General features: G+C 73.4%; 20 protein-coding genes, 1 tRNA gene and 1 pseudogene. 15 read left to right on the top strand and 7 right to left on the bottom strand.

Annotated elements, in window-relative coordinates:
• Positions 1-473: 473 nt before the first annotated feature.
• Positions 474-1,214 carry a L,D-transpeptidase family protein gene (locus ABZ484_RS09540; RefSeq protein ID WP_358865308.1) on the top strand — a complete coding sequence of 247 codons (741 nt, stop codon included), beginning with the start codon at positions 474-476 and terminating at the stop codon, positions 1,212-1,214.
• Here ABZ484_RS09540 and ABZ484_RS09535 read toward each other — a convergent pair.
• The gene (locus ABZ484_RS09535) at positions 1,204-1,680 is read right to left on the bottom strand and encodes an ATP-binding protein (protein WP_358865307.1); all 477 of its coding nucleotides are present in this window, start codon (positions 1,678-1,680) and stop codon (positions 1,204-1,206) included. The genes ABZ484_RS09540 and ABZ484_RS09535 overlap by 11 nt on opposite strands.
• A 250-nt stretch (positions 1,681-1,930) precedes the next feature.
• Here ABZ484_RS09535 and ABZ484_RS09530 point away from each other — a divergent pair, with 250 nt between their 5' ends.
• Together ABZ484_RS09530 and ABZ484_RS09525 are read left to right on the top strand one after the other, a co-directional pair.
• Positions 1,931-2,758 (top strand): ATP-binding cassette domain-containing protein, encoded by an 828-nt coding sequence (locus ABZ484_RS09530; RefSeq protein ID WP_358865306.1) that lies wholly within the window; start codon positions 1,931-1,933, stop codon positions 2,756-2,758.
• Positions 2,759-2,906: 148 nt separating this feature from the next.
• Positions 2,907-3,068, top strand: coding sequence for a hypothetical protein (locus ABZ484_RS09525; RefSeq protein WP_358865305.1), 162 nt, complete (start codon positions 2,907-2,909; stop codon positions 3,066-3,068).
• A 26-nt stretch (positions 3,069-3,094) separates the two neighbouring features.
• On the opposite strand, the gene ABZ484_RS09520 is transcribed toward ABZ484_RS09525, so the two are convergent.
• A complete protein-coding gene (locus ABZ484_RS09520; RefSeq protein WP_358865304.1) occupies positions 3,095-4,831 on the bottom strand; it encodes a DUF1996 domain-containing protein in 1,737 nt (578 codons plus the stop codon).
• Positions 4,832-5,081: 250 nt separating this feature from the next.
• On the opposite strand from ABZ484_RS09520, the gene ABZ484_RS09515 reads away from it, so the two are divergent.
• The 6 genes from ABZ484_RS09515 (at position 5,082) to ABZ484_RS09490 (ending at position 10,768) form a co-directional block, all read left to right on the top strand.
• The gene (locus tag ABZ484_RS09515) at positions 5,082-6,734 is read left to right on the top strand and encodes a multicopper oxidase family protein (RefSeq protein ID WP_358865303.1); all 1,653 of its coding nucleotides are present in this window, start codon (positions 5,082-5,084) and stop codon (positions 6,732-6,734) included.
• Between the two features lie 210 nt (positions 6,735-6,944).
• Positions 6,945-7,190, top strand: a complete 246-nt coding sequence (locus tag ABZ484_RS09510; RefSeq protein ID WP_358865342.1) for a ferredoxin — start codon at positions 6,945-6,947, stop codon at positions 7,188-7,190.
• Positions 7,180-8,574: an FAD/NAD(P)-binding oxidoreductase gene (locus tag ABZ484_RS09505; RefSeq protein ID WP_358865302.1), complete on the top strand. Its 1,395-nt coding sequence runs from the start codon at positions 7,180-7,182 to the stop codon at positions 8,572-8,574. Before ABZ484_RS09510 ends, ABZ484_RS09505 begins: the two co-directional genes overlap by 11 nt.
• A 24-nt stretch (positions 8,575-8,598) precedes the next feature.
• Complete coding sequence (locus tag ABZ484_RS09500) at positions 8,599-9,837, top strand: cytochrome P450 (RefSeq protein WP_358865301.1); 1,239 nt, start codon at positions 8,599-8,601, stop codon at positions 9,835-9,837.
• A 173-nt stretch (positions 9,838-10,010) separates the two neighbouring features.
• The gene (locus ABZ484_RS09495; RefSeq protein ID WP_358865300.1) at positions 10,011-10,211 is read left to right on the top strand and encodes a hypothetical protein; all 201 of its coding nucleotides are present in this window, start codon (positions 10,011-10,013) and stop codon (positions 10,209-10,211) included.
• A gap of 92 nt (positions 10,212-10,303) precedes the next feature.
• Positions 10,304-10,768, top strand: coding sequence for a hypothetical protein (locus ABZ484_RS09490; protein ID WP_358865299.1), 465 nt, complete (start codon positions 10,304-10,306; stop codon positions 10,766-10,768).
• A gap of 77 nt (positions 10,769-10,845) precedes the next feature.
• Here ABZ484_RS09490 and ABZ484_RS09485 read toward each other — a convergent pair whose 3' ends face one another.
• Complete coding sequence (locus ABZ484_RS09485; RefSeq protein ID WP_358865298.1) at positions 10,846-11,826, bottom strand: pyridoxal-phosphate dependent enzyme; 981 nt, start codon at positions 11,824-11,826, stop codon at positions 10,846-10,848.
• Positions 11,827-11,981: 155 nt separating this feature from the next.
• Here ABZ484_RS09485 and ABZ484_RS09480 point away from each other — a divergent pair, with 155 nt between their 5' ends.
• The 5 genes from ABZ484_RS09480 (at position 11,982) to fdh (ending at position 19,155) form a co-directional block, all read left to right on the top strand.
• The gene (locus ABZ484_RS09480) at positions 11,982-12,434 is read left to right on the top strand and encodes a hypothetical protein (RefSeq protein ID WP_358865297.1); all 453 of its coding nucleotides are present in this window, start codon (positions 11,982-11,984) and stop codon (positions 12,432-12,434) included.
• Positions 12,435-12,512: 78 nt separating this feature from the next.
• A complete protein-coding gene (locus ABZ484_RS09475; protein WP_358865296.1) occupies positions 12,513-13,691 on the top strand; it encodes a glutamate--cysteine ligase in 1,179 nt (392 codons plus the stop codon).
• Between the two features lie 47 nt (positions 13,692-13,738).
• Complete coding sequence (locus ABZ484_RS09470) at positions 13,739-14,758, top strand: 4Fe-4S dicluster domain-containing protein (RefSeq protein WP_358865295.1); 1,020 nt, start codon at positions 13,739-13,741, stop codon at positions 14,756-14,758.
• The gene (gene nrfD / locus ABZ484_RS09465; protein WP_358865294.1) at positions 14,755-15,798 is read left to right on the top strand and encodes an NrfD/PsrC family molybdoenzyme membrane anchor subunit; all 1,044 of its coding nucleotides are present in this window, start codon (positions 14,755-14,757) and stop codon (positions 15,796-15,798) included. The genes ABZ484_RS09470 and nrfD overlap by 4 nt, the downstream gene beginning before the upstream one ends.
• A gap of 96 nt (positions 15,799-15,894) precedes the next feature.
• Positions 15,895-19,155, top strand: coding sequence for a formate dehydrogenase (fdh, locus tag ABZ484_RS09460; protein ID WP_358865293.1), 3,261 nt, complete (start codon positions 15,895-15,897; stop codon positions 19,153-19,155).
• Between the two features lie 16 nt (positions 19,156-19,171).
• Here the strand turns inward: fdh and selD are convergent, their stop codons facing one another.
• On the bottom strand, positions 19,172-20,197 hold the full coding sequence (gene selD, locus ABZ484_RS09455; protein ID WP_358865292.1) for a selenide, water dikinase SelD: 1,026 nt from the start codon (positions 20,195-20,197) through the stop codon (positions 19,172-19,174).
• A gap of 30 nt (positions 20,198-20,227) precedes the next feature.
• Between selD and ABZ484_RS09450 the strand changes: the two genes are divergently transcribed.
• Positions 20,228-20,320 (top strand) — tRNA-Sec (locus ABZ484_RS09450).
• A gap of 83 nt (positions 20,321-20,403) precedes the next feature.
• On the opposite strand, the pseudogene ABZ484_RS09445 reads toward ABZ484_RS09450, so the two are convergent.
• From ABZ484_RS09445 to ABZ484_RS09435, 3 genes and pseudogenes are all read right to left on the bottom strand, one after another.
• Positions 20,404-22,104, bottom strand: a pseudogene (locus tag ABZ484_RS09445) (GTP-binding protein); the annotation flags it as partial.
• Positions 22,105-22,113: 9 nt separating this feature from the next.
• Positions 22,114-23,427, bottom strand: a complete 1,314-nt coding sequence (selA, locus tag ABZ484_RS09440; RefSeq protein ID WP_358865341.1) for an L-seryl-tRNA(Sec) selenium transferase — start codon at positions 23,425-23,427, stop codon at positions 22,114-22,116.
• A 282-nt stretch (positions 23,428-23,709) separates the two neighbouring features.
• Positions 23,710-24,342 carry a hypothetical protein gene (locus tag ABZ484_RS09435; protein ID WP_358865291.1) on the bottom strand — a complete coding sequence of 211 codons (633 nt, stop codon included), beginning with the start codon at positions 24,340-24,342 and terminating at the stop codon, positions 23,710-23,712.
• Positions 24,343-24,376: the final 34 nt, after the last annotated feature.

The raw sequence follows: 24,376 nt of genomic DNA, 5'->3' as shown, positions 1-24,376 counted from the left end.
AAATGGGGCCACGTTGCCAAAAGTTGGTCAAACCGTTGACCGAAGACGGACGTACGGACAGGACGAAGGCCTGCCCTGGCGGGGCAGGCCTTCGGGCGCGGACCGTCAGTGGTCCGTGCCGGCGGGAGAGCTGACGGCCGGCGGTGCGGTCATCAGCTTCCCGAACAGGGCCATGCACGTGGAACAGTGACCAGCCCGCTGTGCGCTCGCTCCGTCGACGCGTTGACCGAGCCGACGGCCGCACAACGTCTTGGCCGCGTTCTTGGCCATGACATGCCACACCAATGCGCCGCCGGGTTTGTCGACTCCTGCACACATCTCATACATGATCGGCTCCCTTGATGGACGCCTCTCTGACTCCAGGAGACACCCGATCAGCCCCACCCACGCTGCCACGGACGGCCATTCGGGTGACGCGGCGCCACGGGGGGCCGGGGTCAACGCACCCGCGGCGCGATGGAATCATGGGCGCCATGCGCAAAAGCGGTGCGATACGCGCGGCGGCCCTGGTGGCCCTGTGCGGCGCGGTGACGATGTCCCTGGCGTCCTGCGGCGGTTCCGGTCACCGGGACGCCAAGGGCGCGGCCGCCGACGGTCGCCGCACGGACGACGCACCGCCGTCGCGCACCTCCTTCGAGCGCGTGCCCGGCATCGGCGACCGGCTGTGGCAGCGCGTTCCCGCCGGCTCCCGCCAGGTCGTCGCGGTCTACGGCGACGGGCCCGACTCGCCCGACTCCACCGTCGAGCTCTTCGTCAAGGACGGTTCCACGTGGAAGCGCGAACGGTCCTGGGCGGCGCACAACGGCCGGAAGGGCTGGACCACGGACCACCACGAGGACGACAAGCGCAGCCCTGTCGGGGTGTTCACGCTGAGCGACGCGGGCGGTGTCCTGGACGACCCCGGGGCCAGGCTGCCGTACACCAGGTCCACCTCGTTCCAGGCACCCCACTCCTGGAACAAGGCCTACTGGCACGACTTCGACTACGTCATCGCCATCGACTACAACCGGGTCAAGGGCACCTCGCCCAACGACCCCACCCGGCCCGAAGGGCAGAGCAAGGGCGGCAGCATCTGGCTGCACATGGACCACGGCAGCGGCACCTCGGCGTGTGTGAGCCTGTCGAAGCCGGCGATGCGGTACCTGCTGCGCACCCTCGACCCGCGACAGCACCCGGTCGTGGTGATGGGCGACAGACACGACCTCAAGGCCTGACGGCGGACGCGTCGCCGCCCGGGCCGTCGAGCAGGGCGACGCGGGCGATGACGCGTTTGCCCACGGGCTCCCGGCGCGCCTCGAACCCCTGCACGACCGCCAGCACGATCTCCAGGCCGTGCTGCCCCACCCGGCCCGGATCGGCGGCCCGGGCCACCGGCAGCACCGGATCGCTGTCCCACACCGCGACCTCCACCGTGTCACCGGTGACCAGCAGGTCCATCAGGATGGGCCCCGCGGCGTACTTGCGGGCATTGGTGACCAGTTCGCTGACCACCAGCTGGGTCAGGTCCATGGCCCGGTCCGAGACCGGCAGGCCGTGCTCGGCCCGCACCCGGGTCAGAAACCCGACCGCGAGACGACGGGCCTCGGCGATGCACGTGGCGTCCCCGCAGAGGGCCGCGGCCGCCCTCGGCGCTCCGGCGTCCGAGGCCCTGCCCTCGCCTCCGAGGAGTACGGAATCCATGTCCACCGCCTTCACTGTTTCACCGAGCTGCGTGTACCCCGTCTTCGGGCCGGACACGCCCAGGCAATTCCTGTCATCTCCGTCACATCCGCCCCGGCGGTGACGTCCCGCCGTCCATCGGGCCGACCGCCCGCCAACCGTCCATCAACCGGACAGCCCGGCAACAACCTGCCGAATACATCTACCGTCTGTCGTGCCGGTGCGGCAAAGCCGGGCGGACCGGCTCGAACGCGTCGAGGGGAGACGGCTGATGACGAAGGAGACGGCGGAGCGGGAACAGGGCCCGGAGGCCGTCGTCGCGCTGCGTGAGGTGGGCGTACGCCGCTACACCACCGACCAGGTGATCCTCGACGCCGTCGACTGGACGGTCCGGCCCGGTGAGCACTGGGCGCTGCTGGGCGCCAACGGCGCCGGCAAGACCACGCTGCTGCGGCTGCTCGGCGCCCTGATGCACCCCACCACCGGCAGCGTCGAGGTGCTGGGCAGCCGGCTCGGCCGGGTCGACGTACGGGAACTGCGTGCCCGCATCGGGCATGTGACCTCCGCCCAGCGCGTGCCCCAGGACCTCGACGCCCACACCGTCGTGCTGACCGGCCACACCGGCACCGTGCAGCCGCTGTGGCGGATGTACGACGAGGCGGTACGGGAGCGGGCGCACGAGCTCCTGGCGGAACTGGAGATCAAGGAACTGGCGGACCGGCCGTACGGGGTCTGCTCGGGCGGACAGCGGGCGCGCGTCCTCATCGCCAGGGCGCTGATGGCGGATCCGGCCCTGCTGCTCCTGGACGAGCCGTTCAACGCCCTGGACCTGCCCTCCCGCGAGGATCTCGTCGAGGCCATGCACCGTTTGGCCGAGGGCCGTCCGAGGCTCGCCACCGTGACGGTCACCCACCACCTCGAGGAGCTCTCCCCCGCCGTCAGCCACGCGCTGCTGCTGCGCGAGGGCCGGATCCTGACCCGGGGGCCGGTGGAGGAGACGCTGACCGGCGCCTGGCTGACGGCCTGCTTCGGCCGGCCCATCGCCGTGAACCGGCACGAGGGCCGCTGGTGGGCATACTCCGGACGACAGGGCTCGTAACGGTCGGTTACCGCCGGTTCGTCGCGCGGCAGGGACGGACGCGCTTTCCACTACCGGCAGTAACGTGATCAACTTTGGCACCTGGCGCTCTCCACAACCGAGTTGAGGGCTCGCTGTGCCGTCCGACACCCCCGTGCGAGGAAACCCCATGCCGTCCCAGGACGATGCTCTGCAGCAAGCGCATGCCGACTACCAGCAGCACACGCGGACCTGCCGCCAGTGCCACGCCGACACCGTGCCGTGCGCGGTGGCCAAGCACCTGCTGCGCCTGTACAACAACGCCCGGCGGAACGCCGCCCGCGCCGACTGACCGGGCGGCGGCCCCCCACGGCGGTCTCACCTGGTGGCGCGCCGGATGCGGTGGAGCAGCAGGAATCCGGCGATCACCAGCAACCCGCCCGCGGCCGCCGGCCACAGCCGCGTACCGGTCTCGGCCAAGTCGCCCTGGACCGCCTGGGGTTCGGTCTGCGCACCGCCGGTGGATCCGGACGGGCCCGGCTCGCCGGAAGCACCGCTTTCGGAAGGGGGCGGTGCCTGTGTCGGGGTGCCGACGTCGCCGCCGTCGCCGGCGCGGCCACCACGGACTCCGCTGCCTTCGCTGCCTCCGCTGCCTCCGCCGTTCTGCGGGGCGCCGGCGGATGTGGTGCGCGCGGGCGCAGCGGTCGGTGAGGCCGCCTCGGTGGTGCGCGCGGGCGCAGGACTCGTGGAAGTGGCGCGCTCGGGCGTCGTGTGCGCCGGTGACGGGCTCGCGGAGACGGCGCGCGAGGGCGTGGCGGTGCGCGAAGGCGTCGCGGTGCGCGAAGGCGTGGCGGTCGCCGGCGTGGCGCTCACGGGTGCGGGTTCGGCCGGGCTCCTCGTGGCCGTGGGTGAGGTGGAGGCCTCCGGTTCCGCCGGGGGCCGTGTCTCCTGCGGCGGCGCGGGGGTGTGCGAGGGCTCCTGGTCCCTCCCGGAGCCGCACTGTCGCCCGCTGTTGATGCAGTCGACCATCTCCCGCATGAGACGGTCGTCGAAGACGTTGATGAAGTCGCCGTGGTCCGTGACCGGCTTGTGCAGCTGCTCGGGGAAGGAGTCCACGGCGAACAGCGGACTCGTGCGGCCACCGTCCGCGAGGCTCGGGGCGGCGACGTCGTAGACGATGCGCTGCACCAGTCGCGGGATGGCGCGGAAGCCGTCCGGGCAGCTGCCGTCGGCGCCGGCGAAGGCCACGTGGGTGCGGTGGTTGGCGCTGTCGATGTTCCGGCCGTCCCAGCAGCTCTGGAATCGGAAGGTGCGCACCACCTTGCTGCCGGCGGGACACAGCGGGTACTTGTCCTTCAGTTGGCGGTCCTCGAACCCGGTGCAGGACCAGGAGGCGTTGGCGTTGGCGGGGCCGTTGACGAACGCCTTGGCGTCGCCGGTGATGATGCGCAGGAAGCGCGGCATGGCGGTGACCTTGCCGCGCGGGTTCCCCTCGAAGGTCAGCGTCACCTGCTGGGGCGTGACGATCCGTCCCGTGTTGCCCTCGGTTCCGCCGCCGGGCGCGTCGGCGTCCCGCTCCCGGGTGCCGTCGCGCAGCCGCAGCACGGGCCAGTAGTACGTGGACCTGTCTCCCTTGTCGGCGCAGCTGGTGTCGCCGTTCGCCAGGGTCTCGTCGCTCGCGAAGGCGTTGTTGGCCTGGTTGCCGACGTAGTCGTGGAAGTGGTGGGCGCCGTTGCCCACGCCGGGGGCGACGATCACGTTGTCCGAGTTGAACAGGCCGTTCGCGTTCACCCCGCAGCTGGAGGTGAAACTGCCGCGCGAGGCGTCCGCCTCCTGCCGGGGCGTGTTCGCCTCGGGCCGCACACCGGTGATGTCCGCGTAGTCGGCGGCCACGGGACCGTTCTGTTCCCCGCCCTTGTCCTGACCCTCGCTCTGGCCCGCGCCCTGGTTCTGGCCCACTCCTTGGTTCTGGCCCGCGCCCTGGTTCGGGTCCGGTTCGGTGGCCGAGGCGTAGACGTTGCCCGCCATCAGGCCACCGCCGCCCAGGATGAGTGCGATCGCGGCGAACGTGGCGCGTCGCGGGCCTGTGGGTCGTCTGCGCGAGGTGCGTCTCACGAAAGTGCTCCTGGACGTCGTCGTGGCCGGGCCGGGCATGGGGATCCCCCGGTCCCATACGGACGTGAGCCGCGGGGTGTTCAAACGTCCACGCGATTCACAGCAACCTCATGGGCGGTCCGGTGCGCCGCCGAGCGGGTGATGACGCCCCGGCAGGAGGGCGTCGCGGCGACGGAATTGGTGGCCGAGATCCCCGGACGCGCCGCTCCGGTTCTCCCACATACCGGTCCAAAACGTGTGTTATTCATTCATGCACTCACCTACGCGGCGCACCTTGCTCAGTGCCTCGATCTTGGCTGCCGGCTCGGGACTCCTGGGCGCCTGTTCCGGGGCCGACTCCTCCTCGGGGTCGGGCCCGCACCCGGGCACCACGCGGGGTGCGGACTCGGACTCCGGCGGCACCCGGCGCTTCGTTCCCAAGGGCCCCAAGGGGTATGTGAACCCGTCCGACCCCGAGGTCCTCGCCGCCGAGAAGAAGCGCGGTGGCGGACCGGTGCGCAGGTTCAGGCTGACCGCAGCCGAGGCACGGGTGGACCTCGGCGGACGCACCCTCAGGACCTGGGCCTACGGGGACGACCTGCCCGGCAAGGAGGTCAGGGTCACCGCGGGGGACGTCCTGGACCTCACGCTCGCCAATCACCTGCCGGTGGACACCACGCTGCACTCGCACGGTATTCGCCTGCGCTGCGACATGGACGGTGTGCCGGACCTGACCCAGGCGGGCATCAAGCCGGGCGCGGAGTTCGCCTACCGCTTCGCCGTGCAGCATCCGGGCACGTACTGGCTGCACTCGCACTCCGGCATGCAGCTCGACCGCGGACTGTACGCGCCGCTGATCGTGGAGGACCCCAAGGAGCCGCTGACGTACGACAAGGAGTGGGTCGTCGTCCTGGACGACTGGGTGGACGGCGTGGACGGCTCCACCCCCGACTCCGTGCTGACCCAGCTGCACCACGGAAAGCGCCCGCCGATGGACATGGGCACGGGCGGCATGTCGGGGCACGGCGGCTCCGCCGGGCATCACGTCACGGCCCGGGGGCCCGCGCGGGCCGGGTCGTCCGGTCCCAACCGTGTGCTGCGGGGCTCCCACAGCGACCTTCTGCACAGCATGGGCGGCAATGTCGCCTTTCCCTATTACCTGGTCAACGGCCGCCTCCCGCACGCCCCCACGGTGTTCCGGGCCAAGCCCGGGGACCGTATCCGGCTGCGCATCATCAACGCCGGCGCCGACACCGCGTTCCGGGTCGCCCTGGGCGGCCACAAGATGACGATCACGCACACCGACGGCTATCCGGTCCAGCCCATGACCACGGACGCCCTGCTGCTGGGCATGGCCGAGCGCTACGACGTCCTGGTCACCGCCCAGGACGGGGTGTTCCCCCTGGTGGCGGTGGCCGAGGGCAAGAAGGCCAGAGCACTGGCGGTGCTGCGCACGGCCAAGACCGGGGCGCTGCCCGAGCCCTCGGTGAACCCGGACGAACTCCAGGGCCGCCTCGTGCCGGCCCAGCGCCTGGTGCCCGGCGACTCGGTGGCGTACTCCGACCGCAAGCCGGACCGGCAGATCCGGCTCAGGCTGACCGGCAACATGAAGGACTTCGACTGGAGCTTCGACCACAAGCCCTACTCGCCCGAGCAGCGCCATGCCGTCCGCCAGGACGAGCGGGTCAGGCTGACCGTCATCAACGCCACCAACATGTGGCACCCGATCCACCTGCACGGCCACACGTTCGCCATGACCGGCCTGGACGCCGCCGGCGCGCGCAAGGACACGGCGATCGTGCTGCCGCACCGCAAGCTGGTGTTCGACTTCTACGCCGACAACCCCGGTCTGTGGATGCTGCACTGCCACAACCAGTACCACTCCGAGTCCGGCATGATGACCATCCTCGGCTACCACAAGTGACCGGCGCGGGGCCGTGGGCCGTGCGGCCGGCGTCCGACCGGAACCGCGGGCCGGCCGGGCCGCGCGGTCCGTCACCCCTTCGGCCCGCCCCGGCGGGCACCCGGCCCGCCGCGCCTTCGATCCTGGCACGGGGAAGATGACCGTCGTCCGAGGATGCCCGCCGGTCGGGTGGTCGCCGAGGACCTGGCCGCCGGAAGGGCGGGGACGCCGATGAGGCTTGTCGTCGATCTCAACAAGTGCCAGGGGTACGCCCAGTGCGCGTTCCTCGCGCCGGACGTGTTCACCATGCACGGCGAGGAGGCGCTCGTCTACAGCCCCTGGGCCGGCGACGAGCACCGGGAGAAGGTGGCGCGGGCGGTCGCGGCCTGCCCGGTGCAGGCGATCACGGCGGACGGCCTCGACGGGGCGGCCGAGAGGTCCGCCGGGGCCGTACAGGGGGCGTCCGATGCCCGCTGAGCAGTTCCACGACTGGCTCAGGCGCGAGGGGCGCATCGTCGTCGTGGGAGCCTCGCTGGCCGGTCTGCGCGCCGCGGAGACGCTGCGCGCCGAGGGTTTCACCGGCTCGCTGACCATGATCGGCGACGAGCCGTACCAGCCGTACGACCGTCCGCCGCTGTCCAAGGCGGTGCTGCTCGGCAAGGCGTCGCCGGACCGCACGGAACTGCCCCGGCGCCGCGAGATCGACGCCACCTGGCGCCTCGGCGTCGCCGCGACGGGCCTGGACCTGGCGGGCAAGCGGGTACGGCTCGCCGACGGTGACGAGGTGCCGTACGACCGTCTGCTGATCGCGACCGGGGTGCGTGCCCGCCCGTGGCCGAAGGAGGAGGAGGCCCAGCTCGACGGGGTCTGTGTGCTGCGCACCCGGGACGACGGCGTCCGGCTGCACCGCCGGCTGAAGGCCGCGCCGCGCCGGGTGTTCGTGATCGGCGCGGGCTTCACCGGTTCGGAGATCGCCTCGGCCTGCCGGGACCAGGGCATCGCGGTCACCGTGGCCGAGCGCGCCGACGCTCCGCTGGTGGGCGCACTCGGCGGGGTGATCGGCGCGGTGGCCGCGGAACTCCACCGGGACAACGGGGTGGACCTGCGCACCGGTGTCATGGTGACCGGTCTGGAGGGCGACTCGGTGGGGCGGGTGCGTGCCGCTCATCTGTCCGACGGCAGCGTCGTGGAGACGGACGTCGTGGTCGTCGCGCTGGGCGCGACCCGCAACACCGACTGGCTGGCCGGCTCCGGGCTGGGTGCCGGGCCGCGCGGCGTCGCCTGCGACGCGGGCTGCCGGGCCTTCGACTTCCGGGGCATCGTCACCGACGACGTATTCGTGGCGGGCGACGTGGCCCGCTCCCCGCATCCGCTGTTCGGCTACCAGTTCCTGTCCCTGGAGCACTGGGGCAACGCCGTGGCGCAGGCCGAGGTGGCCGCGCACAACATGATCAGCGCCAGCTCCGACCGCCGCCCCCACCTGTGGGTGCCCGCCTTCTGGTCGTCGCAGTTCGGGGTGAACGTCAAGTCGGTCGGGGTGCCGTCCATGGGCACCGAGATCATGATCACGCAGGGCTCGCTCGCCGAGCGCCGGTTCGTCGGGGTCTACGGCTACCAGGGGCGCGTCATCGCCGCCGTGAGCTTCGACAGCACGCGGTGGCTGGAGTTCTACGAGCGGCAGATCGAGCGGGGCGCGCCGTTCCCGGTGGAGTACCCGACGGTGGACCGCCGGCCCGAGGGCCGCAAGCCGGTGCCGGCCGACTTCCCCGACCCGTCCCTGCCGACCCACGGCCCGACGGTGACCCTCAGCGGCTACTCCCCCGCCGACCGGCGCCTGGTCTTCACCCCGGCCCGCCACTGACCGAAGCGACCCGAGGACTCCCCCATGACGCACGCCTCGCTCCTGCGCCGGATCACCGACTTCTCCAGCCGCGCCGACCCGTATCCGCTCTACGAGGAGCTCCGCCGGACGCCCGTGCTGCACGAGGAGGAGGACGGCCCGTACGCCATCAGCTCGTACTACGACATCCAGGGCCTGCTCCACGACCCGCGCATCAGCTCCGACGCCGCCCGTCTGACCGCGCCGGGCCTCGACGAACTGCCGGATCCGGAGAGCACGGGGCTGCCGCCGAGCTTCATCCGGCTCGATCCGCCCGAGCACGACCGGCTGCGGCGGATCGCCAACAGCTCCTTCGGCCCGCCGCACCGGCCGCACCGGATCGACTCGCTGCGCGGCGAGCTGGTCCGGATCGTCACCGAACTCGTCGACGGCCTCGGGGACGCCCGGCGGATCGACCTCGTCGACCAGGTCGCCTATCCCTTCCCGGTGACCGTGATCTGCCGGCTGCTCGGGGTGCCGCGCGAGGACGAGCCGCGTTTTCGCGCCTGGGTCGACCCGATCGTCGCCGCGCTGGACCCGGAGAGCCGCAACGATCCCGAGGCGCCGGTCCAGCGGGAGGCACGGGACGCACGGGTCCAGCTGGGCATGTACCTGGCCGGCCTGGTCGAGCAGCGCGCCAGGGAGCCGCGCGACGACATGCTGTCCGACCTGGTCGCCGGCCACGGTCCCGACGGCTCGATGTCGATGATGGAGGTGCTCAGCACGGCGGTCCTGCTGCTGATCGCCGGGCACGAGACGACGGTCAACCTCATCACCAACGGCATGCTCACCCTGCTGCGCCATCCCGAGCACCTGGAGCGGCTGCGGCAGGACCCCGGGCTGTCCGTCAGGATCGTCGAGGAGCTGCTGCGCTACGAGCCGCCGGTGCAGCTGCTGCCGCAGCGCACCTGCATCACGGACATCGAGGTGCGCGGGGTGACGATCCCCAAGGGCGCGCGGATCTGGCTCGTCCTGGCGGCGGGCAACCGGGACCCGGAGCGGTTCGAGGATCCGGACCGGTTCGACCCGGACCGCGCGGACCTCCAGCACCTCGGGTTCGGCAGCGGCGTCCACAGCTGCTTCGGGGCGCCGCTGGCGCGGGTGGAGACCCAGATCGCGCTGACCGAGCTGGCCCGTCGCCTCGACAACCCGCGCCTGGTCGAGGATCCGCCGCCGTACCGGGAGAACGCGGTGCTGCGCGGCCCGCGCCATCTCCAGCTCGACATCGACGGCGTACGCCCCTGACCGGGCGACCGGGACATCCGGCCTCGCTCCGCCGCCGGTTGGCCGAACCTCGCTCCGGCCGCCGGTCGCGCAGGGTGAGAGGCCGATTACACCGAAGAATCTTCTGGACAACTTAGAAAAATCGGACAAAATGGTGTGACGTCCACCACGCGACTTCGAGGAGCCGCCCCCACATGGCGTACGGAGCCCACCACAGCCCCACCCCGCCTCCCCACCCCGACCTGAGCCTGGCTCGTGACTGCGACCACTGCCTGGGCTGGGGAACCGTCATCACCCGCGACGGTCAGCACGAACTGTGCGACACCTGCCAGCCGGACCCCGGCGGCGGCGACCCGCCGTTCGGTGTGCCCGTGCACCGGCCGTTCCCCGGATGACACCGCCCCTCGCCGGTGCGTCCGAGTGGTGCCGCATCCCGCACGGTCGTAGCGTCGTTACAGCAATCGGACGTCATCGGCCGGGAGCGAACATGCGCACACACACGGTGAGGACAGTGGTCACACTCGCTGCTGCGGCATTGCTCAGCGCGGGCCTGACAACGGCCTACGCCGCACCCACGGGGCAGCCGTCCCCGTCGGCGGACCACGGGGTGCCGCCCAAGCCCGTGCTCGTCGACTGCTTCTGGAAACCACAGGCGCGCCCTGACGCGTTCATCCTCGCGTGCGGCGACGCCAACAGCCGTCTCTCCTCGCTGCACTGGTCGACGTGGAACGGCAGGACCGCGGTGGCCCGGGGTGTCAACTTCGTCAACGACTGCAAGCCGTACTGCGCGAAGGGCACCTTCCGCTCGTATCCCGTCATCGTGCGGCTGGACCGCCCGGAGCCCTGGAAGAAGGACCCGAAGGTGGAGCACTTCACCCGGATCAGCCTGGTGTTCACGGGCGAGCGGCCGGACGGGTACGAGCGTGTGATGACCACCCCGCTGTGGAACTGAGACCGTCACGGGCCTCCGGCCCGGTGGGACCGAGGTGATGTGGGGCGGGTGCCCGCGAGAGCGGGCACCCGGGGACGTCAGCCGCCGATGATCTCGGTGAAGCGCCGGATGTCGATGTTGCCGCCGGAGAGGATGACACCGACCCTGCGGGGCAGCGCGTCGACCCGGTGCGCGAGCAGGGCGGCGAGGGCGCTGGCGCCGCTGGGCTCGACGACGATCTTCAGGCGCTCGAAGGCGAACCGCATGGCCTCGCGTATCTCGTCGTCGCTCACCAGGCTGATCGCGTCCACCAGACGCCGGTTGAGCGAGAAGGTGAGCTCCCCGGGGATGTCGGCGGCCTGGCCGTCCGCGATGGTCCTGGGCACCGGCACGCCGACGCGCCGGCCGGCCGCCAGGGACCGCTTGGTGTCGTCGCCGGCCTCCGGCTCGACGCCGACGACCCGCAGGTTCGGCAGCAGTCCCTTGCCCGCCGTGGCGCTGCCGGCGATCAGCCCGCCGCCGCCGACCGGGACCACCAGGGCGTCCAGCTCGCCGGCCTCCTCGACCAGTTCCAGGGCCGCGGTGCCCTGACCCGCGATGACGTGCCGATGCTCGTACGGCGGTATGAGCGCGAGCCCGCGGTCGGCGGCGAGCGCCTCCCTGATGGCGACGCGGTCGCCGGTGTAGCGGTCGTAGGTGACGATCTCCGCTCCGTAGCCCGCCGTCGCCTCCCGCTTGGAGCGCGGTGTGTCCTCCGGCATGACGATCACCGCGCTGGTGCCCAGCTCCCGGGCGGCCAGGGCCACGGCCTGGGCGTGGTTGCCGGAGGAGTACGCGGCGATCCCCCGGGCCAGCTGCCCGGCGGACAGCCGGGACGCGGCGTTGTAGGCCCCGCGGAACTTGAAGGCGCCGACCCGCTGGAAGTTCTCGCACTTGACGTGCACCTCGGCGCCGACCAGGGCGTCCAGGGTGCGCGAGCGCAGGACGGGGGTGCGGTGCGCCACGCCCTTGATCCGCTCGGCGGCGTCGCGGACGTCGTCCAGGGTGACGGACGCGGTCGCGGGCGGGGTGTCGGTCATGCGGGTACTCCATCCTGGCCGGTGACGCTGCTCATCGCGTCATCCCAGCACCCCGCCCACCGGGCTGCCAACGATTTTCCCCGCTGTTTCGCCGGCCCCACGGATGGAACCCGGAGGACCCCTGAGCACCCCAGCCACCGAGGGAGCGCCCGGTCATGCACTCGATCACCAAAGGCCTGCTGGCAGGCGCCGTCGGCACCCTCGCGCTGGACGTGGTGTCCTACGGCGACATGCTGCTGCGCGGCCGGTCCGCCAGCGGCGTTCCCGCCCAGGTCGCGGACCGTCTCGCCGGCCGCGCCCAGGTGCCGCTCGGGGAAGGCGAGGAGAAGGACAACCGCACCCAGGCGGCCGGCGCGCTGCTGGGGTACGGCATCGGTCTCGGGGCCGGTGCGGCGTACGGGCTGCTGCGGTACCGCCGCCCGGCCCTGCCGGCCTGGCTGGCCGGACCGCTGCTGGGCGCCGCCGCCATGGCGGGTGCCGACGCCCCCGCCACCGCACTGCGGCTGACCGATCCCACCTCCTGGGGCCTGACGTCATGGGCGTCCGACGTCGTGCCGCACCTGGTGTACGGCCTGACGACCGCCGCGGCGTACCGGGCCATGGGCTGACCGGACGGGCCGGCGAGGCGGGAGCCACCGGCCGGTCACATCACAGGCGGGAAACCACGACGAGGGCGGGAACGAGCCGTGACGCTGCGCATCGGGGTCGAGGAGGAGTTCCACCTGCTGGACGCTCACAGCGGCCTGCCGGCGCCGGGCGCGCGCGCCGTGCTCGACCGGCTGACCGGACCCGGGTTCGCGCCCGAGTTCCAGAGCTGCGTCGTGGAGAGCAACAGCGGGGTGCACGAGTCCCTCGACGGCCTCCGCGCCGACCTGGCCGCGTCCCGGCGCCGCCTGGACGCGGCGGCCGCGCCCCTGGGTTACGCGGCGGTGGCCGCCGGGACCGCGCCGCTGGCCCGGCTCGGCGCGCACGACGGTGTCACCGACCATCCCCGGTACCGGCACATGGCCGACGAATACCGCAGGGTCGCCGACGAACAGCTGATCTGCAGCGCGCAGGTGCACGTCGACGTCCCCGACCGGGACACGGCGGTGCGCGCCATGTGCCTGGTGTCGCCGTGGCTGCCGCCGCTGCTCGCGCTGTCGGCGAGTTCACCGTTCTGGCTCGGCGGTGACACCGGCTACGCGAGCTGGCGGACGATGCTCTGGCAGCGCTGGCCCACCGCCGGGCCGGCCGGGTGCTACTCGGGTGCCGCCGAGTACGACGCGGCCCTGGAGGAGCTGATCGGCTCGGGCGTCATCACCGACCCCGGAATGGTCTACTACGACATACGGCCCTCCGCGCACCAGCGCACGCTGGAGCTGCGGATCTGCGACGCCTGCCCTCGGGTGGAGACGGTGGTCCTGGTGGCCGGGCTGTTCCGGGCCCTCGTCCACGACGCGTGCGCGCGGCTGGCCCGACGGGCCGGCCCCGCCTGCCCCGGGCACCACGAGTGGCTGCGGGCCGCCGCCTGGCGAGCCGCCCGCTCCGGCCTCGAAGGCCCCCTGGTCGACCCGGTCACCCGGCGTGCGGTCCCCGCCCGCGAGGTGCTGCACGGCCTGCCGGACCGGCTGCGCCCGGCGCTGGAGGCCTCCGGCGACTGGGAGGGTGTGCGCGAACTGCTGGGCCGGGCGCTGGCCGACGGCAGTGCCGCACACCGGCTGCGGCGGACCGCCGAGAGCGGTGGCCTGCTCGCCGCGGTCCGTCTGCTGATCGCCGAGACCCGCGGCGACACCGGCGCCGTGGGGTGCTCCGGCGCGGACGGCGGGCCGCCGCCGGCGCGGTTTCGGACGCGCGCCGGGCGGGCACCCGTGCCAGGCTCGTGAGCGGGGACAGGGTCAGAGCCGTGCCCGGAAGCCGAGGAGGTCGGAGCATGTCCGAGGGCGACGCGACGGCGGTGAGCGCGACGGGCGGCGGGTCTCCGCCGTCCGGGAACCTGCTGTTCGGGCCGCAGCCGAACGTTGCCGGGGCGGCCGGATATCCCGACGCCCCGCCGCGCGTGGGCTTCTTCACCGACACGTCCGTGTGCATCGGCTGCAAGGCATGCGAGGTGGCGTGCAAGGAGTGGAACGCCGTGCCGGAGGACGGCCTGGAACTGACGGGCATGTCCTACGACAACACGCAGGGTCTGGGCGCGGACACCTGGCGGCACGTGGCGTTCGTCGAACAGCGCCTGCCCCGGGCCGACCGCGAACCCGGCGGCGAACCCGGCGGCGGCCAGGAGGGCTTCGACGTGTTCGAGGCCGCCCGCAACCTCGGCACCTCCCCCTCCCCCTCCCCCTCCCCCGACGGGGCGATCTCACCGGTGTCGCCCGACGGCCGGACCGAGTTGCGCTGGCTGATGTCCTCCGACGTGTGCAAGCACTGCACGCACGCGGGCTGCCTGGACGTGTGCCCCACGGGGGCGCTGTTCCGCACCGAGTTCGGCACGGTGGTGGTCCAGGCGGACGTGTGCAACGGCTGCGGGTACTGCGTGCCCGCGTGCCCGTACGGGGTCATCGACCAGCGCAAGGAGGACGGCCGGGTCTGGAAGTGCACGCTGTGCTACGACCGGCTCGGCGCGGGCATGGAGCCGGCCTGTGCCAAGTCGTGCCCGACGGACTCCATCCAGTTCGGCCCGTTGGAGGAGTTGCGCGCACGGGCGGCGTCCCGGGTGGCACAGTTGCACGCGGCCGGCGTCGCCGAGGCCCGGCTGTACGGCGAGAGCCCGAACGACGGGGTCGGCGGCGACGGCGCGTTCTTCCTGCTGCTCGACGAGCCCGAGGTGTACGGCCTGCCGCCGGATCCGGTGGTCACCACCCGGGACCTGCCCGCCATGTGGCGGCGCGCGGCGATGGCCGCCGTCTCGCTCGCCGCGCTGGGTGTCGCGAGCTTCGCCGGGAGGCGGCGATGAGCGAGTCGGACGTGACGCGCGGGGGCGTGCGCGGGGCGCGGCCCGGCCGGGACGCCGTGACGGGCGCTCAGGACGCGGGGCGCACGCGGCGCGGTCGCCGTCGCCGGGGCAAGGGACGCGGCGAGCAGCCGGTGGTCCCCGAGGCGCGGTTCTCGTCGTACTACGGCAGGCCGATCCTCAACAAGCCGACGTGGCAGGCCCTGGACATCGCCGGCTACCTCTTCCTCGGGGGTCTGGCGGGCGCGTCGTCGCTGCTGGCGGCCGGCGGGCAGGCCACCGGGCGGCCGGGCCTGGCGCGGGTGGCGAAGCTGGGGGCGGCGGGCGCCATCAGCGGGTCGCTGGTCGCGCTCGTGCACGATCTGGGCCGGCCCGCCCGGTTCCTCAACATGCTCCGCGTGTTCAAGCCCACGTCGCCGATGAGCATGGGCTCGTGGCTGCTGGCCGGGTACGCGCCGCTGACGATGGCGGCCGCTGCCGCCGACGTCACGGGCCGTGGGCGCGTCGCCGGCGCGGGCGCCACCGCCGCCGCGGCCTGCCTGGGCCCGGCGGTCGCCACCTACACCGCCGTCCTGCTCTCCGACACCGCCGTGCCGTCCTGGCACGAGGGCTACCGCGAGCTGCCGTTCGTCTTCGCGGGCTCTGCGTCGAGTGCGGCGGCCGGGCTGGCACTGGCCTGCGCGCCGGCCGGGCAGACGGCTCCGGCGCGCCGCATGGCGGTGCTCGGTGCCGGGCTGGAACTGGGCGCCTTCCAGCTGATGAAGCGTCGGATGGGCCTGGCCGCGGAACCGTTCGAGCAGGGCGGACCGCACCGGCTGCTGCGGGCCGCCGAGGTCCTGACGGCGGGCGGCGCCGCGCTGGCGGCCTGCACGGGCACGGGGCGGCGGTGGGGCCGGGCGTCCGCGGTGGCGGCCGGGGTGGCGCTGCTGGCCGGTTCGGCCGCGCTGCGGTTCGGGGTGTTCCACGCCGGGGTGGCCTCGGCCGAGGATCCCCGGTACACGGTCGTACCGCAGCGTGAGCGGTTGCGGGCCCGCGCCGGCTGACGGCGCGGGCACCCGCCGGGCGGCGGCGAAGATGCCGCGGCGGCCCGGCTGCGGAAGAATCTGCAGGACCCGAGCAGCACCGGAAGGGCTGACCTGATGGGCGTACGTACCTGGATCGACTCCTGGCCGGTCTACCGCCAGCTGACGGGCACCGACCCCCTGGGGCGCGGCGCCGCGGCCAAGAGCGGGCCGAGCGCACGGCTGACACCCAGGGTGGCCTCCGCGGACCGGGTGGTGAAGTCCGTCTGCCCGTACTGCGCCGTGGGCTGCGGCCAGAACGTGTACGTCGAGGACGGGCGGGTCACACAGATCGAGGGCGACCCGGACTCCCCCGTCTCCCGTGGCCGGCTGTGCCCCAAGGGCGCTGCCAGTCTCCAGCTGACCACGGGCGGCGCGCGTGAGCACCACGTCCTGTACCGGCGCCCGCACGGCACCGAGTGGGAGCGTCTCGACCTGGACACGGCGATGGACATGATCGCCGACCGGGTGATCGAGGCCCGCCGCGCGGGCTGGCAGTGGGAGGTCGACGGCGTGCGCACCCGGCGCACGCTCGGCATCGCCAGCCTCGGCGGGGCGACGCTGGACAACGAGGAGAACTACCTCATCAAGAAGCTGTTCACCGCCCTGGGCGCGATCCAGATCGAGAACCAGGCGCGTGTTTGACACTCCTCCACCGTTCCCGGTCTGGGAACCTCGTTCGGCCGCGGCGGCGCGACCACCTTCCAGCAGGACCTGCAGAACTCGGACTGCATCGTCATCCAGGGCTCGAACATGGCCGAGTGCCATCCGGTCGGGTTCCAGTGGGTGATGGAGGCCAAGGCCCGCGGGGCGAAGGTGATCCATGTCGATCCGCGGTTCACCCGGACCAGCGCGCTGGCCGATCTGCACGTGCCGCTGCGCGCGGGTTCGGACATCGCCTTCCTCGGCGGGATCATCAACCACGTCCTGAGCACGGGCGCGTACTTCCGCGACTACGTGGTGGCCTACACCAACGGGCCGGTGGTGCTGCGGGAGGACTTCCGGGACACCGAGGACCTCGACGGCGTGTTCTCGGGCCTGGACGCCGGGCACCGCACCTACGACAACAGCAGCTGGCAGTACGAGGGCACGGAGGTGCAGGCGGCCTCCGGGGAGCGCGACCAGGAGTACGACAAGCGCACCGGTGGCGGCAGTTCGGTGAGCGCGGCCGGACACGGCGAGGCCCACGGGTCGGGCGGCGCCGTCATCGGCGAGGGCGAGGTCGAACGCGACGAGACGATGACGCATCCGCGGTGTGTGTTCCAGGTGCTCAAGCGGCACTACGCCCGGTACACGCCCGAGATGGTGGAGCGGATCTGCGGGGTGCCGCAGGACGTGTTCCGCCGGGTGTGCGAGCTGGTCACGGAGAACTCCGGGCGCGAGCGGACCACCGCGTTCGCCTACGCGGTCGGCTGGACCCAGCACACCGTGGGGGTGCAGTACATCCGTGCGGCGGCCGTGCTGCAGAGCCTGCTCGGCAACATCGGCCGCCCCGGCGGCGGCATCCTGGCCCTGCGCGGACACGCCTCCATCCAGGGCTCGACGGACATCCCCACCCTGTTCAACCTGCTGCCCGGGTACATCCCGATGCCGCACGCGCACAAGAACGAGGACCTGGACGCCTTCGTGCAGGCCGAGGCGGCCCACAAGGGCTACTGGGGCAACATGCGCTCGTACCTCGTCAGTCTGCTCAAGGCGTACTGGGGTGACGCGGCGACGGCGGAGAACGACTTCTGCTTCGACTACCTGCCGCGGCTGACCGGCTCGCACTCCACCTACGAGACGGTGCTGGCCCAGCTGGAAGGGGTGTGCAAGGGCTACTTCCTGATGGGCGAGAACCCGGCGGTCGGCTCCGCCAACGCCCGCATGCAGCGGCTCGGCATGGCCGAGCTGGACTGGCTCGTCGTGCGCGACTTCTCCCTGATCGAGTCGGCCACCTGGTGGAAGGACGGCCCGGAGATCGACAGCGGGGAGCTGCGCACCGAGGACATCGGCACCGAGGTGTTCTTCCTGCCGGCCGCCGCGCACACCGAGAAGGACGGCAGCTTCACCAACACCCAGCGGCTGCTCCAGTGGCACCACCAGGCCGTCGAACCGCCGGGTGAGGCGCGCAGCGACCTGTGGTTCACCTACCACCTCGGCCGGATCGTCCGGCAGAAGCTCGCGGGTTCCGCCGACCCCATGGACCGGCCGGTGCTCGACCTGGCCTGGGACTACCCCACGAAGGGCACGCTCGCCGAGCCGGAGGCGGAGGCGGTGCTGGCCGAGATCAACGGCCGTGACGCCGAGGGCGCGCCGCTGGCGTCGTACGAGCAGCTCAGGCCCGACGGCTCCACGGTGTGCGGCTGCTGGATCTACTGCGGTGTCCGCGCCGACGGCGTCAACCAGGCCGCCCGGCGCAAGCCGGGCACCGAGCAGAACTGGGTGGCGAACGAGTGGGGCTGGGCGTGGCCCGCCAACCGCCGCATCCTGTACAACCGGGCCTCGGCGGACCCGGACGGCAGGCCGTGGAGCGCGCGCAAGGCGCTGGTGTGGTGGGACGAGGCGAAGGGCGAGTGGACGGGCCACGACATCGCCGACTTCAAGAAGGACAAGGCGCCCGGCCACCGGCCGCCGAAGGACGCCACCGGTCCCGAGGCGCTGTCGGGCACGGACCCGTTCGTGATGCAGGCCGACGGCAAGGCCTGGCTGTACGTGCCCTCCGGGCTCACCGACGGTCCCCTGCCGGCCCACTACGAGCCGCAGGAGTCGCCCTTCCCGAACCTTCTGTACGAGCAGCAGCGCAATCCCGTACGGCAGGTCATGCCCTCCCGGCCGGACAACCGCTACCAGCCCAGCGGCGGCGAGCCGGGCTCGGAGGTGTTCCCGTACGTGGCCACCACCTACCGGCTCACCGAGCACCACACGGCGGGCGGCATGTCGCGCTGGCTGCCCTATCTGGCCGAGCTCCAGCCGGAGTTCTTCTGCGAGGTGTCGCCGGAACTCGCCGCGGAGCGCGGCCTGGAGCACACCGGCTGGGCGACGATCGTCAGCGCCCGGGGTGTGATCGAGGCGCGGGTGCTGGTCACCGACCGGGTGCCGCCGCTGACCGTGCACGGCCGTACCCTGCACCAGGTGGGGCTTCCCTACCACTGGGGGCCGAGCGGCTACAGCACGGGCGACGCCGCCAACGAGCTGGTGCACCTGTCGCTCGACCCCAACACCCACATCCAGGAGACCAAGGCCTTCGCCGTCGACATCCGTCCGGGGCGCCGGCCACGAGGCCCGGCCGCACGGGAACTCGTGCGCGCCTACCAGGCGCGGGCCGGCATCGACGACCACACGGGCACCGAGCCCTAGGTGTGCTGTTCGGGGCTCATCTCAGGACGACCGAGTGGGCCCCGCGCGGGACGAGTTCTCCGATCACCGGGGCGCCGGGGACCTCGCCCGCGACGAGCAGGCCCCCGGACGTCTGGGCGTCGGCCAGCAGGAGGCGGGTGTCGGCGTCCGTGTCGCCGAAGTCGGTGAACGGGGCCACCCAGGCGAGGTTGCGCCGGGTGCCGCCGCTGACGTAGCCGTCGCGCACGGCCTGACGGGCCCCGTCGAGCAAGGGGACGGCGGCGGTGTCGAGGACCGCGCTCACGCCGGAGGCCCGGGCGAGTTTGTGCAGATGGCCGAGGAGACCGAAGCCCGTCACGTCGGTCGCGCAGGTGGCGCCCCGGGCCAGCGCGGCCTCGGACGCGTCCCGGTTGAGGGCCACCATGGTGGCCACCGCCTGCTCGAACCGTTCGCCGGTGGCCTTGTGACGGTTGTTCAGCACACCCAGGCCGAGCGGTTTGGTCAGCGACAGGGGCAGGCCGGGCCGGCCGGCGTCGTTGCGCAGCAGCCGGGCCGGGTCGGCGAGCCCGGTGACGGCCATGCCGTACTTGGGTTCCGGGTCGTCCACGCTGTGCCCGCCGCCGACGTGGCAGCCGGCCTCGGCGGCGATGTCCAGCCCGCCGCGCAGCACCTCGCGGGCCAGCTCGAACGGCAGCACGTCACGCGGCCAGGCCAGCAGGTTCACGGCGAGGACCGGACGGCCGCCCATGGCGTACACGTCGGACAGCGCGTTGGCCGCGGCGATGCGCCCCCAGTCGTACGGGTCGTCGACGACCGGTGTGAAGAAGTCGGCGGTCGACACCACCGCCTGCGCGGCGGCCCCACTGTACGCGGGCAGGGTGACGACGGCCGCGTCGTCGCCGGTGGCCAGTCCCACCAGCAGCGGGGTGCCGCCGGGGGCCGGGGGCGCGGTCGCCAGGCCGCCGAGCACGTCCTCCAGCTCGCCGGGCGGGATCTTGCAGGCGCATCCGCCGCCGTGGGCGAACTGCGTGAGCCGTACGGGTGTTTCGGGGGTGGCGGTCATGCCGGGTCCTTCCGTAGCCTGGCGGGCGGTGGAGGCGTGTGGGTGCCTGGTGGCCCTCCCGGTCTTCAAAACCGAGGTGTCCGAGGATCTCGGGCAGGCGGGTTCGATTCCCGTCCGCCTCCGTCGTCCCGCCCCGTCCGGCAGCGTCTGCGCTGGTCGTCGACGCGTTCCGTGAGCCCTTCGGCGTCGAGGAACTCCAGCAGCGGCACGGCGACCCTGCGGGTGGTGTCGAGCGCCGTGCGGGCCTCGCTGAGCGTGAAGGGCTGCGGCAGCCGGCTCAGCACCTCGGCGGCCCGGGTGTCCGCCCCCGGCAGCAGGACGACGGTGTCGGTGATCCGCAGCAGCGCGCCCGCGCGGACGGCGGCGGCGACCGCCTTGCGGCTGAGCCCGAGTTCGGTGAGCCGGTCGGCCTCCGGCGCACGGAAGGGCGCCTTCTCCAGCTCCTGCCGTACGGCGTCGACGGCCGCCCGGACCGGCTCGGGCAGATCGGGTCGGGCGCCGCCGGGGCCGTACAAGCGGCCCTGACGGCACAGCAGTCCGCTGCCGCCCGGGGTGCGGGCGAGGGCGTCGACCAGGGCCCGGTCGGGCAGGTCCAGCAGCCGCCGGGCGGCCTCGGCGGGCAGGCCCGGCTCCATGGGGTGCCGCCGCGCGTGGCGCTCGACCTCCTCGGCGAGGCGCTCGCGCAGCCGGGTCCAGTGCTCCGGGTCGGCCAGCCAGTCGCCGGTGACGGGCTCGCCGGGCGCGGGCACGCCCATCGCCAGCAGGTCCGAGCGGCGTACGATCCCCCGGCGCCGCAGCTCGGCCGCGCCGTCGGGACGGCCGGTCATCGCCGCCAGCTGCGCCGCCCTGGCCCGGCCCGCGCCCCGCCGGGTCAGACGCGGAGGGCGCACGTCGAGCACGACCACGGCGGAAGGCGGGCGTCCGCCGCCCGGTTCGCGCAGCACCGCCCGGTCCCCGACGCGCAGCGGCAGCCGCCGTGCCAGGGTCAGTCTGACGGTGTCGTCTCCCAGCGGGCGGACGGTCACGGGGACTGCCGCGGTGCCGATGTGCAGGGTGACCGTGCGGGGCAGTTCGCCCGCGGGCTCACCGGTGACGCGGGCGTCGATCAGGTCGGTGCGCAGCCAGCGGTCCGGGGCCAGCAGCACCTGGCCGCGCCGCAGCCCGCCGTCCCGGTCGCCGTGCACGTTGACCGCCACGCGCGCCACCCCGCTGACGGCGCTCCGCTCCTGCTTCAGGCACTGGAGTCCGCGCACCCGCAGCACCGCCGAGCCGTCCCCGGTCACCAGCCGGTCGCCGACGCGCAGGGTGCCGGCGCCCAGTGTGCCCGTCACGACGGTGCCATGGCCGCGCACCGTGAAGGCCCGGTCCAGCCACAGCCGTACGTCGGCGTCGGCGGACGGCACCGGCAGCGTGCGGGCGAGCCGGGTCAGCTCGGTGCGCAGGCCGTCCAGTCCGGCGCCGGTCACCGCGCTCACCGCGACGGACGGAACGTGCCCCAGCGAGGTCCCGGCCAGCCGCCGCACCGCCTCGGCGCGCACCGGTTCCGGGTCGGCGAGATCGCTGCGGGTCACGGCGAGGACGGCGTGGCGTACGCCGAGGGCGTCGAGGATCGCCAGGTGCTCCTGCGACTGGGGCTGCCACCCCTGGTCGGCGGCGACGACGAACAGCACGGCGGGCACGGGCCCGACCCCGGCCAGCATCGTGGCCACGAACCTCTCGTGCCCGGGGACGTCCACGAAGGCCAGGTGCTCGCCGTCCGCGTCCGGGCCGGTCCAGACGAAGCCGAGGTCCAGGGTGAGTCCGCGGCGCTGTTCCTCCGCGTGACGGTCGGGTTCCATCCCGGTCAGCGCCCGCACCAGGGCGGACTTGCCGTGGTCGACATGGCCCGCGGTGGCCAGGACCCGCATGGCGCCCACCTAACCTTCCGCCGCTGCGGTGACCGCGTCCTGGGTGGCCGCGTCCTGGGTGGCCGACCGCACCGCCTCGGCCAGCCGGTCGTCGTCCTCCGGCGCCACCGCCCGCAGGTCCAGCAGGCACCTCCCGGCCTCCAGGCGGCCGACCACGGGGACGGGACCGGTGCGCAGCACGGAGGCATACGGCTCCGGCAGGGACAGCGCCGCGCTGGGAAGGGTCACACCGGGTGCGCCACCACCACCGACCGTGGCGGTGCTGGGGACGGCCCGTACGTCCGCACCGGCCGCGCTCAGCGGCACGGCGAGACGTTCGGCGCGGCGCATCAGGTCCCGGGGATCGGCGGTCAAGGCCTCGGCGGTGGGGGTGGCGGGGCCCGTGAGGGTCGCCTCCAGCGCGGCCAGGGTGAGCTTGTCCACGCGCAGGGCGCGGGCCAGGGGGTGCCGGGCGAGGGCGCGAACGAGATCCTCGTCGCCGAGGAGCAGTCCGCACTGGGGTCCCCCGAGCAGCTTGTCCCCGCTGGCGGTCACCAGCGACGCGCCCGCCCTCAGCTGGCTCTCGGCGTCGGGCTCGGCCGGCAGCAGTGGATGGGGGGCGAGCAGCCCGGAGCCGATGTCCACGACGACCGGCACGCCGAGTGCCGCCAGCTCGCCGGTGCCGGCGGCGCGGGTGAAGCCGGTGACCCGGAAGTTGGACGGGTGGACCTTCAGGACGAAGGCGGTCTGCGGGCCGATCGCGTCGGCGTAGTCCTCGACGCCCGTACGGTTGGTGGTCCCGACCTCGCGCAGCCGGGCACCCGTGGACACCAGCAGGTCCGGCAGCCGGAAGCCGTCGCCGATCTCCACCATCTCGCCCCGGCTGATGACGATCTCCCGGCCGGTGGCGAGGGCGGTGGCGGCGAGGGCCAGGGCGGCGGCGCCGTTGTTGACGACGTGGGCCGCGGCGGCGGACGGCACGCGGGCGCGCAGCGCGTCGAGGGCGGAGCGGCCGCGGCGGGCCCGGACACCGGACGGCAGGTCCAGTTCGACGTCGGTGGGTCCGGCGGCGTCCAGCACCGCCCGCCGAGCCGCCGCCGACAGCGGCGCCCGGCCCAGGTTGGTGTGCAGCAGCACCCCGGTGGCGTTGATCACCGGACGCAGCCCGCAGGCCGTGGGCGGCAGCAGCGCCACCGCCGTGTCCGCGACCTCCTCGGGCGGAAGCGTGCCATGGCGGGCCTGCTGCTGGGCCCGCCGGACGGCGGCCTTCACGGGTTCCGGCCCGAGCCGCGCCACCGCCGCCGCCAGGCGCGGGTCGCGCAGGACGGCGTCGGTGCGCGGGATCCGGCGTCGCGGGTCGGGGCCGGGTTCGGGGTCGGGTTCGGGGTCGGGGCCGGCGCCCTCGGTCCCGCTTCGCGCTGTCCCGCCTCGGTCGGTCCCGCTACGCTCCGACCCGCGCTGCTCGGTCTCGCTCTGCTTGGTTTCGCGCTGCTCCGGCTCGCTCTGCTCCGCGACCCGCTGGTCCACGCAGCCCCTCCGTTCCTGGCCCGGCCTGACGGCGGTGCGGACACCACGCCCATCGTCCCCCGGTCCCGGCGACCGCCCGCATGACACGCCGGGCGAGGGTCAGGTGCTCAGGAGGCGGTTGAAGAAGGACCGGTAGCGCTGGAGCGCCCTGCGCAGATCCTCCGTGTCCACCTTCTCGCCCTGACTCCACTGGCCCTCCAGATCCTGCTTGTGCCGGGCGAAGGTGGCGGCCAGGGTCTGCATGACGTCCGCGACGAGGGTGTCGGCGGTGTGCACCGCCTCGCGCGGGTCGTCCACGAACGTGCTCTGCACCGCGCGCCACCGGTCCCGGAAGCCCTGTTCCTCGTCAGGGGTGAGCAGCCGGGGAGTGGCCTCGTCGGGGGCGGCCGGCTCCGGCTGGGCCGGGGCCGTGTCCGTGGTGGTTCCGGTGTCCCGGCCGGTGTCCTGGCCGGTGTCCTGGCCGGTGTCCTGGCCGGTGTCCGCGGTGGTCGCGGTGGTCGCGGTGGTCGGGGGCCGCTCGGCTCGTTCGGCTTCCTCGGCGCGTCCGGCTCCCTCGGCGCGTCCGGCTCCCTCGGGCCGCTCGGGCGGCTCCACGGTGGGGCGCCGTGTCGCCGCCGCCTCGCCCGTGCTCTCACCGGGATAGACCGGGGTTCCGGTCGGGGAGGTCTCCTGTGCGAGATCCTCGGTGGACAGGCCGCGGCCGAAGCGGCTCGGTTTCTCGTTGCTGTGCATGGCGTTCCGTTCCTCCCTGCCGTGACGGCGGGGC

The organism is Streptomyces sp. NPDC006393, assembly GCF_040628575.1.
Classification (GTDB): Bacteria; Actinomycetota; Actinomycetes; order Streptomycetales; family Streptomycetaceae; genus Streptomyces.
The sequence above is the reverse complement of the archived record's forward strand: the minus strand, read 5'-3'. Positions and strand labels throughout refer to the sequence as shown.

What these genes read in the sequence shown, in the direction of transcription:
- ABZ484_RS09525 (WP_358865305.1), top strand. Translation starts at nt 2,907, where the DNA reads ATGCCGTCCCAGGACGATGCTCTGCAGCAAGCGCATGCCGACTACCAG.
- ABZ484_RS09505 (WP_358865302.1), top strand. Translation starts at nt 7,180, where the DNA reads ATGCCCGCTGAGCAGTTCCACGACTGGCTCAGGCGCGAGGGGCGCATC.
- nrfD (WP_358865294.1), top strand. Translation starts at nt 14,755, where the DNA reads ATGAGCGAGTCGGACGTGACGCGCGGGGGCGTGCGCGGGGCGCGGCCC.
- ABZ484_RS09495 (WP_358865300.1), top strand. Translation starts at nt 10,011, where the DNA reads ATGGCGTACGGAGCCCACCACAGCCCCACCCCGCCTCCCCACCCCGAC.
- ABZ484_RS09435 (WP_358865291.1), bottom strand. Translation starts at nt 24,342, where the DNA reads ATGCACAGCAACGAGAAACCGAGCCGCTTCGGCCGCGGCCTGTCCACC.
- ABZ484_RS09470 (WP_358865295.1), top strand. Translation starts at nt 13,739, where the DNA reads ATGTCCGAGGGCGACGCGACGGCGGTGAGCGCGACGGGCGGCGGGTCT.
- ABZ484_RS09535 (WP_358865307.1), bottom strand. Translation starts at nt 1,680, where the DNA reads ATGGATTCCGTACTCCTCGGAGGCGAGGGCAGGGCCTCGGACGCCGGA.
- ABZ484_RS09500 (WP_358865301.1), top strand. Translation starts at nt 8,599, where the DNA reads ATGACGCACGCCTCGCTCCTGCGCCGGATCACCGACTTCTCCAGCCGC.
- ABZ484_RS09540 (WP_358865308.1), top strand. Translation starts at nt 474, where the DNA reads ATGCGCAAAAGCGGTGCGATACGCGCGGCGGCCCTGGTGGCCCTGTGC.
- ABZ484_RS09480 (WP_358865297.1), top strand. Translation starts at nt 11,982, where the DNA reads ATGCACTCGATCACCAAAGGCCTGCTGGCAGGCGCCGTCGGCACCCTC.
- selD (WP_358865292.1), bottom strand. Translation starts at nt 20,197, where the DNA reads ATGACCGCCACCCCCGAAACACCCGTACGGCTCACGCAGTTCGCCCAC.
- ABZ484_RS09490 (WP_358865299.1), top strand. Translation starts at nt 10,304, where the DNA reads ATGCGCACACACACGGTGAGGACAGTGGTCACACTCGCTGCTGCGGCA.
- ABZ484_RS09515 (WP_358865303.1), top strand. Translation starts at nt 5,082, where the DNA reads ATGCACTCACCTACGCGGCGCACCTTGCTCAGTGCCTCGATCTTGGCT.
- ABZ484_RS09530 (WP_358865306.1), top strand. Translation starts at nt 1,931, where the DNA reads ATGACGAAGGAGACGGCGGAGCGGGAACAGGGCCCGGAGGCCGTCGTC.
- ABZ484_RS09510 (WP_358865342.1), top strand. Translation starts at nt 6,945, where the DNA reads ATGAGGCTTGTCGTCGATCTCAACAAGTGCCAGGGGTACGCCCAGTGC.
- ABZ484_RS09485 (WP_358865298.1), bottom strand. Translation starts at nt 11,826, where the DNA reads ATGACCGACACCCCGCCCGCGACCGCGTCCGTCACCCTGGACGACGTC.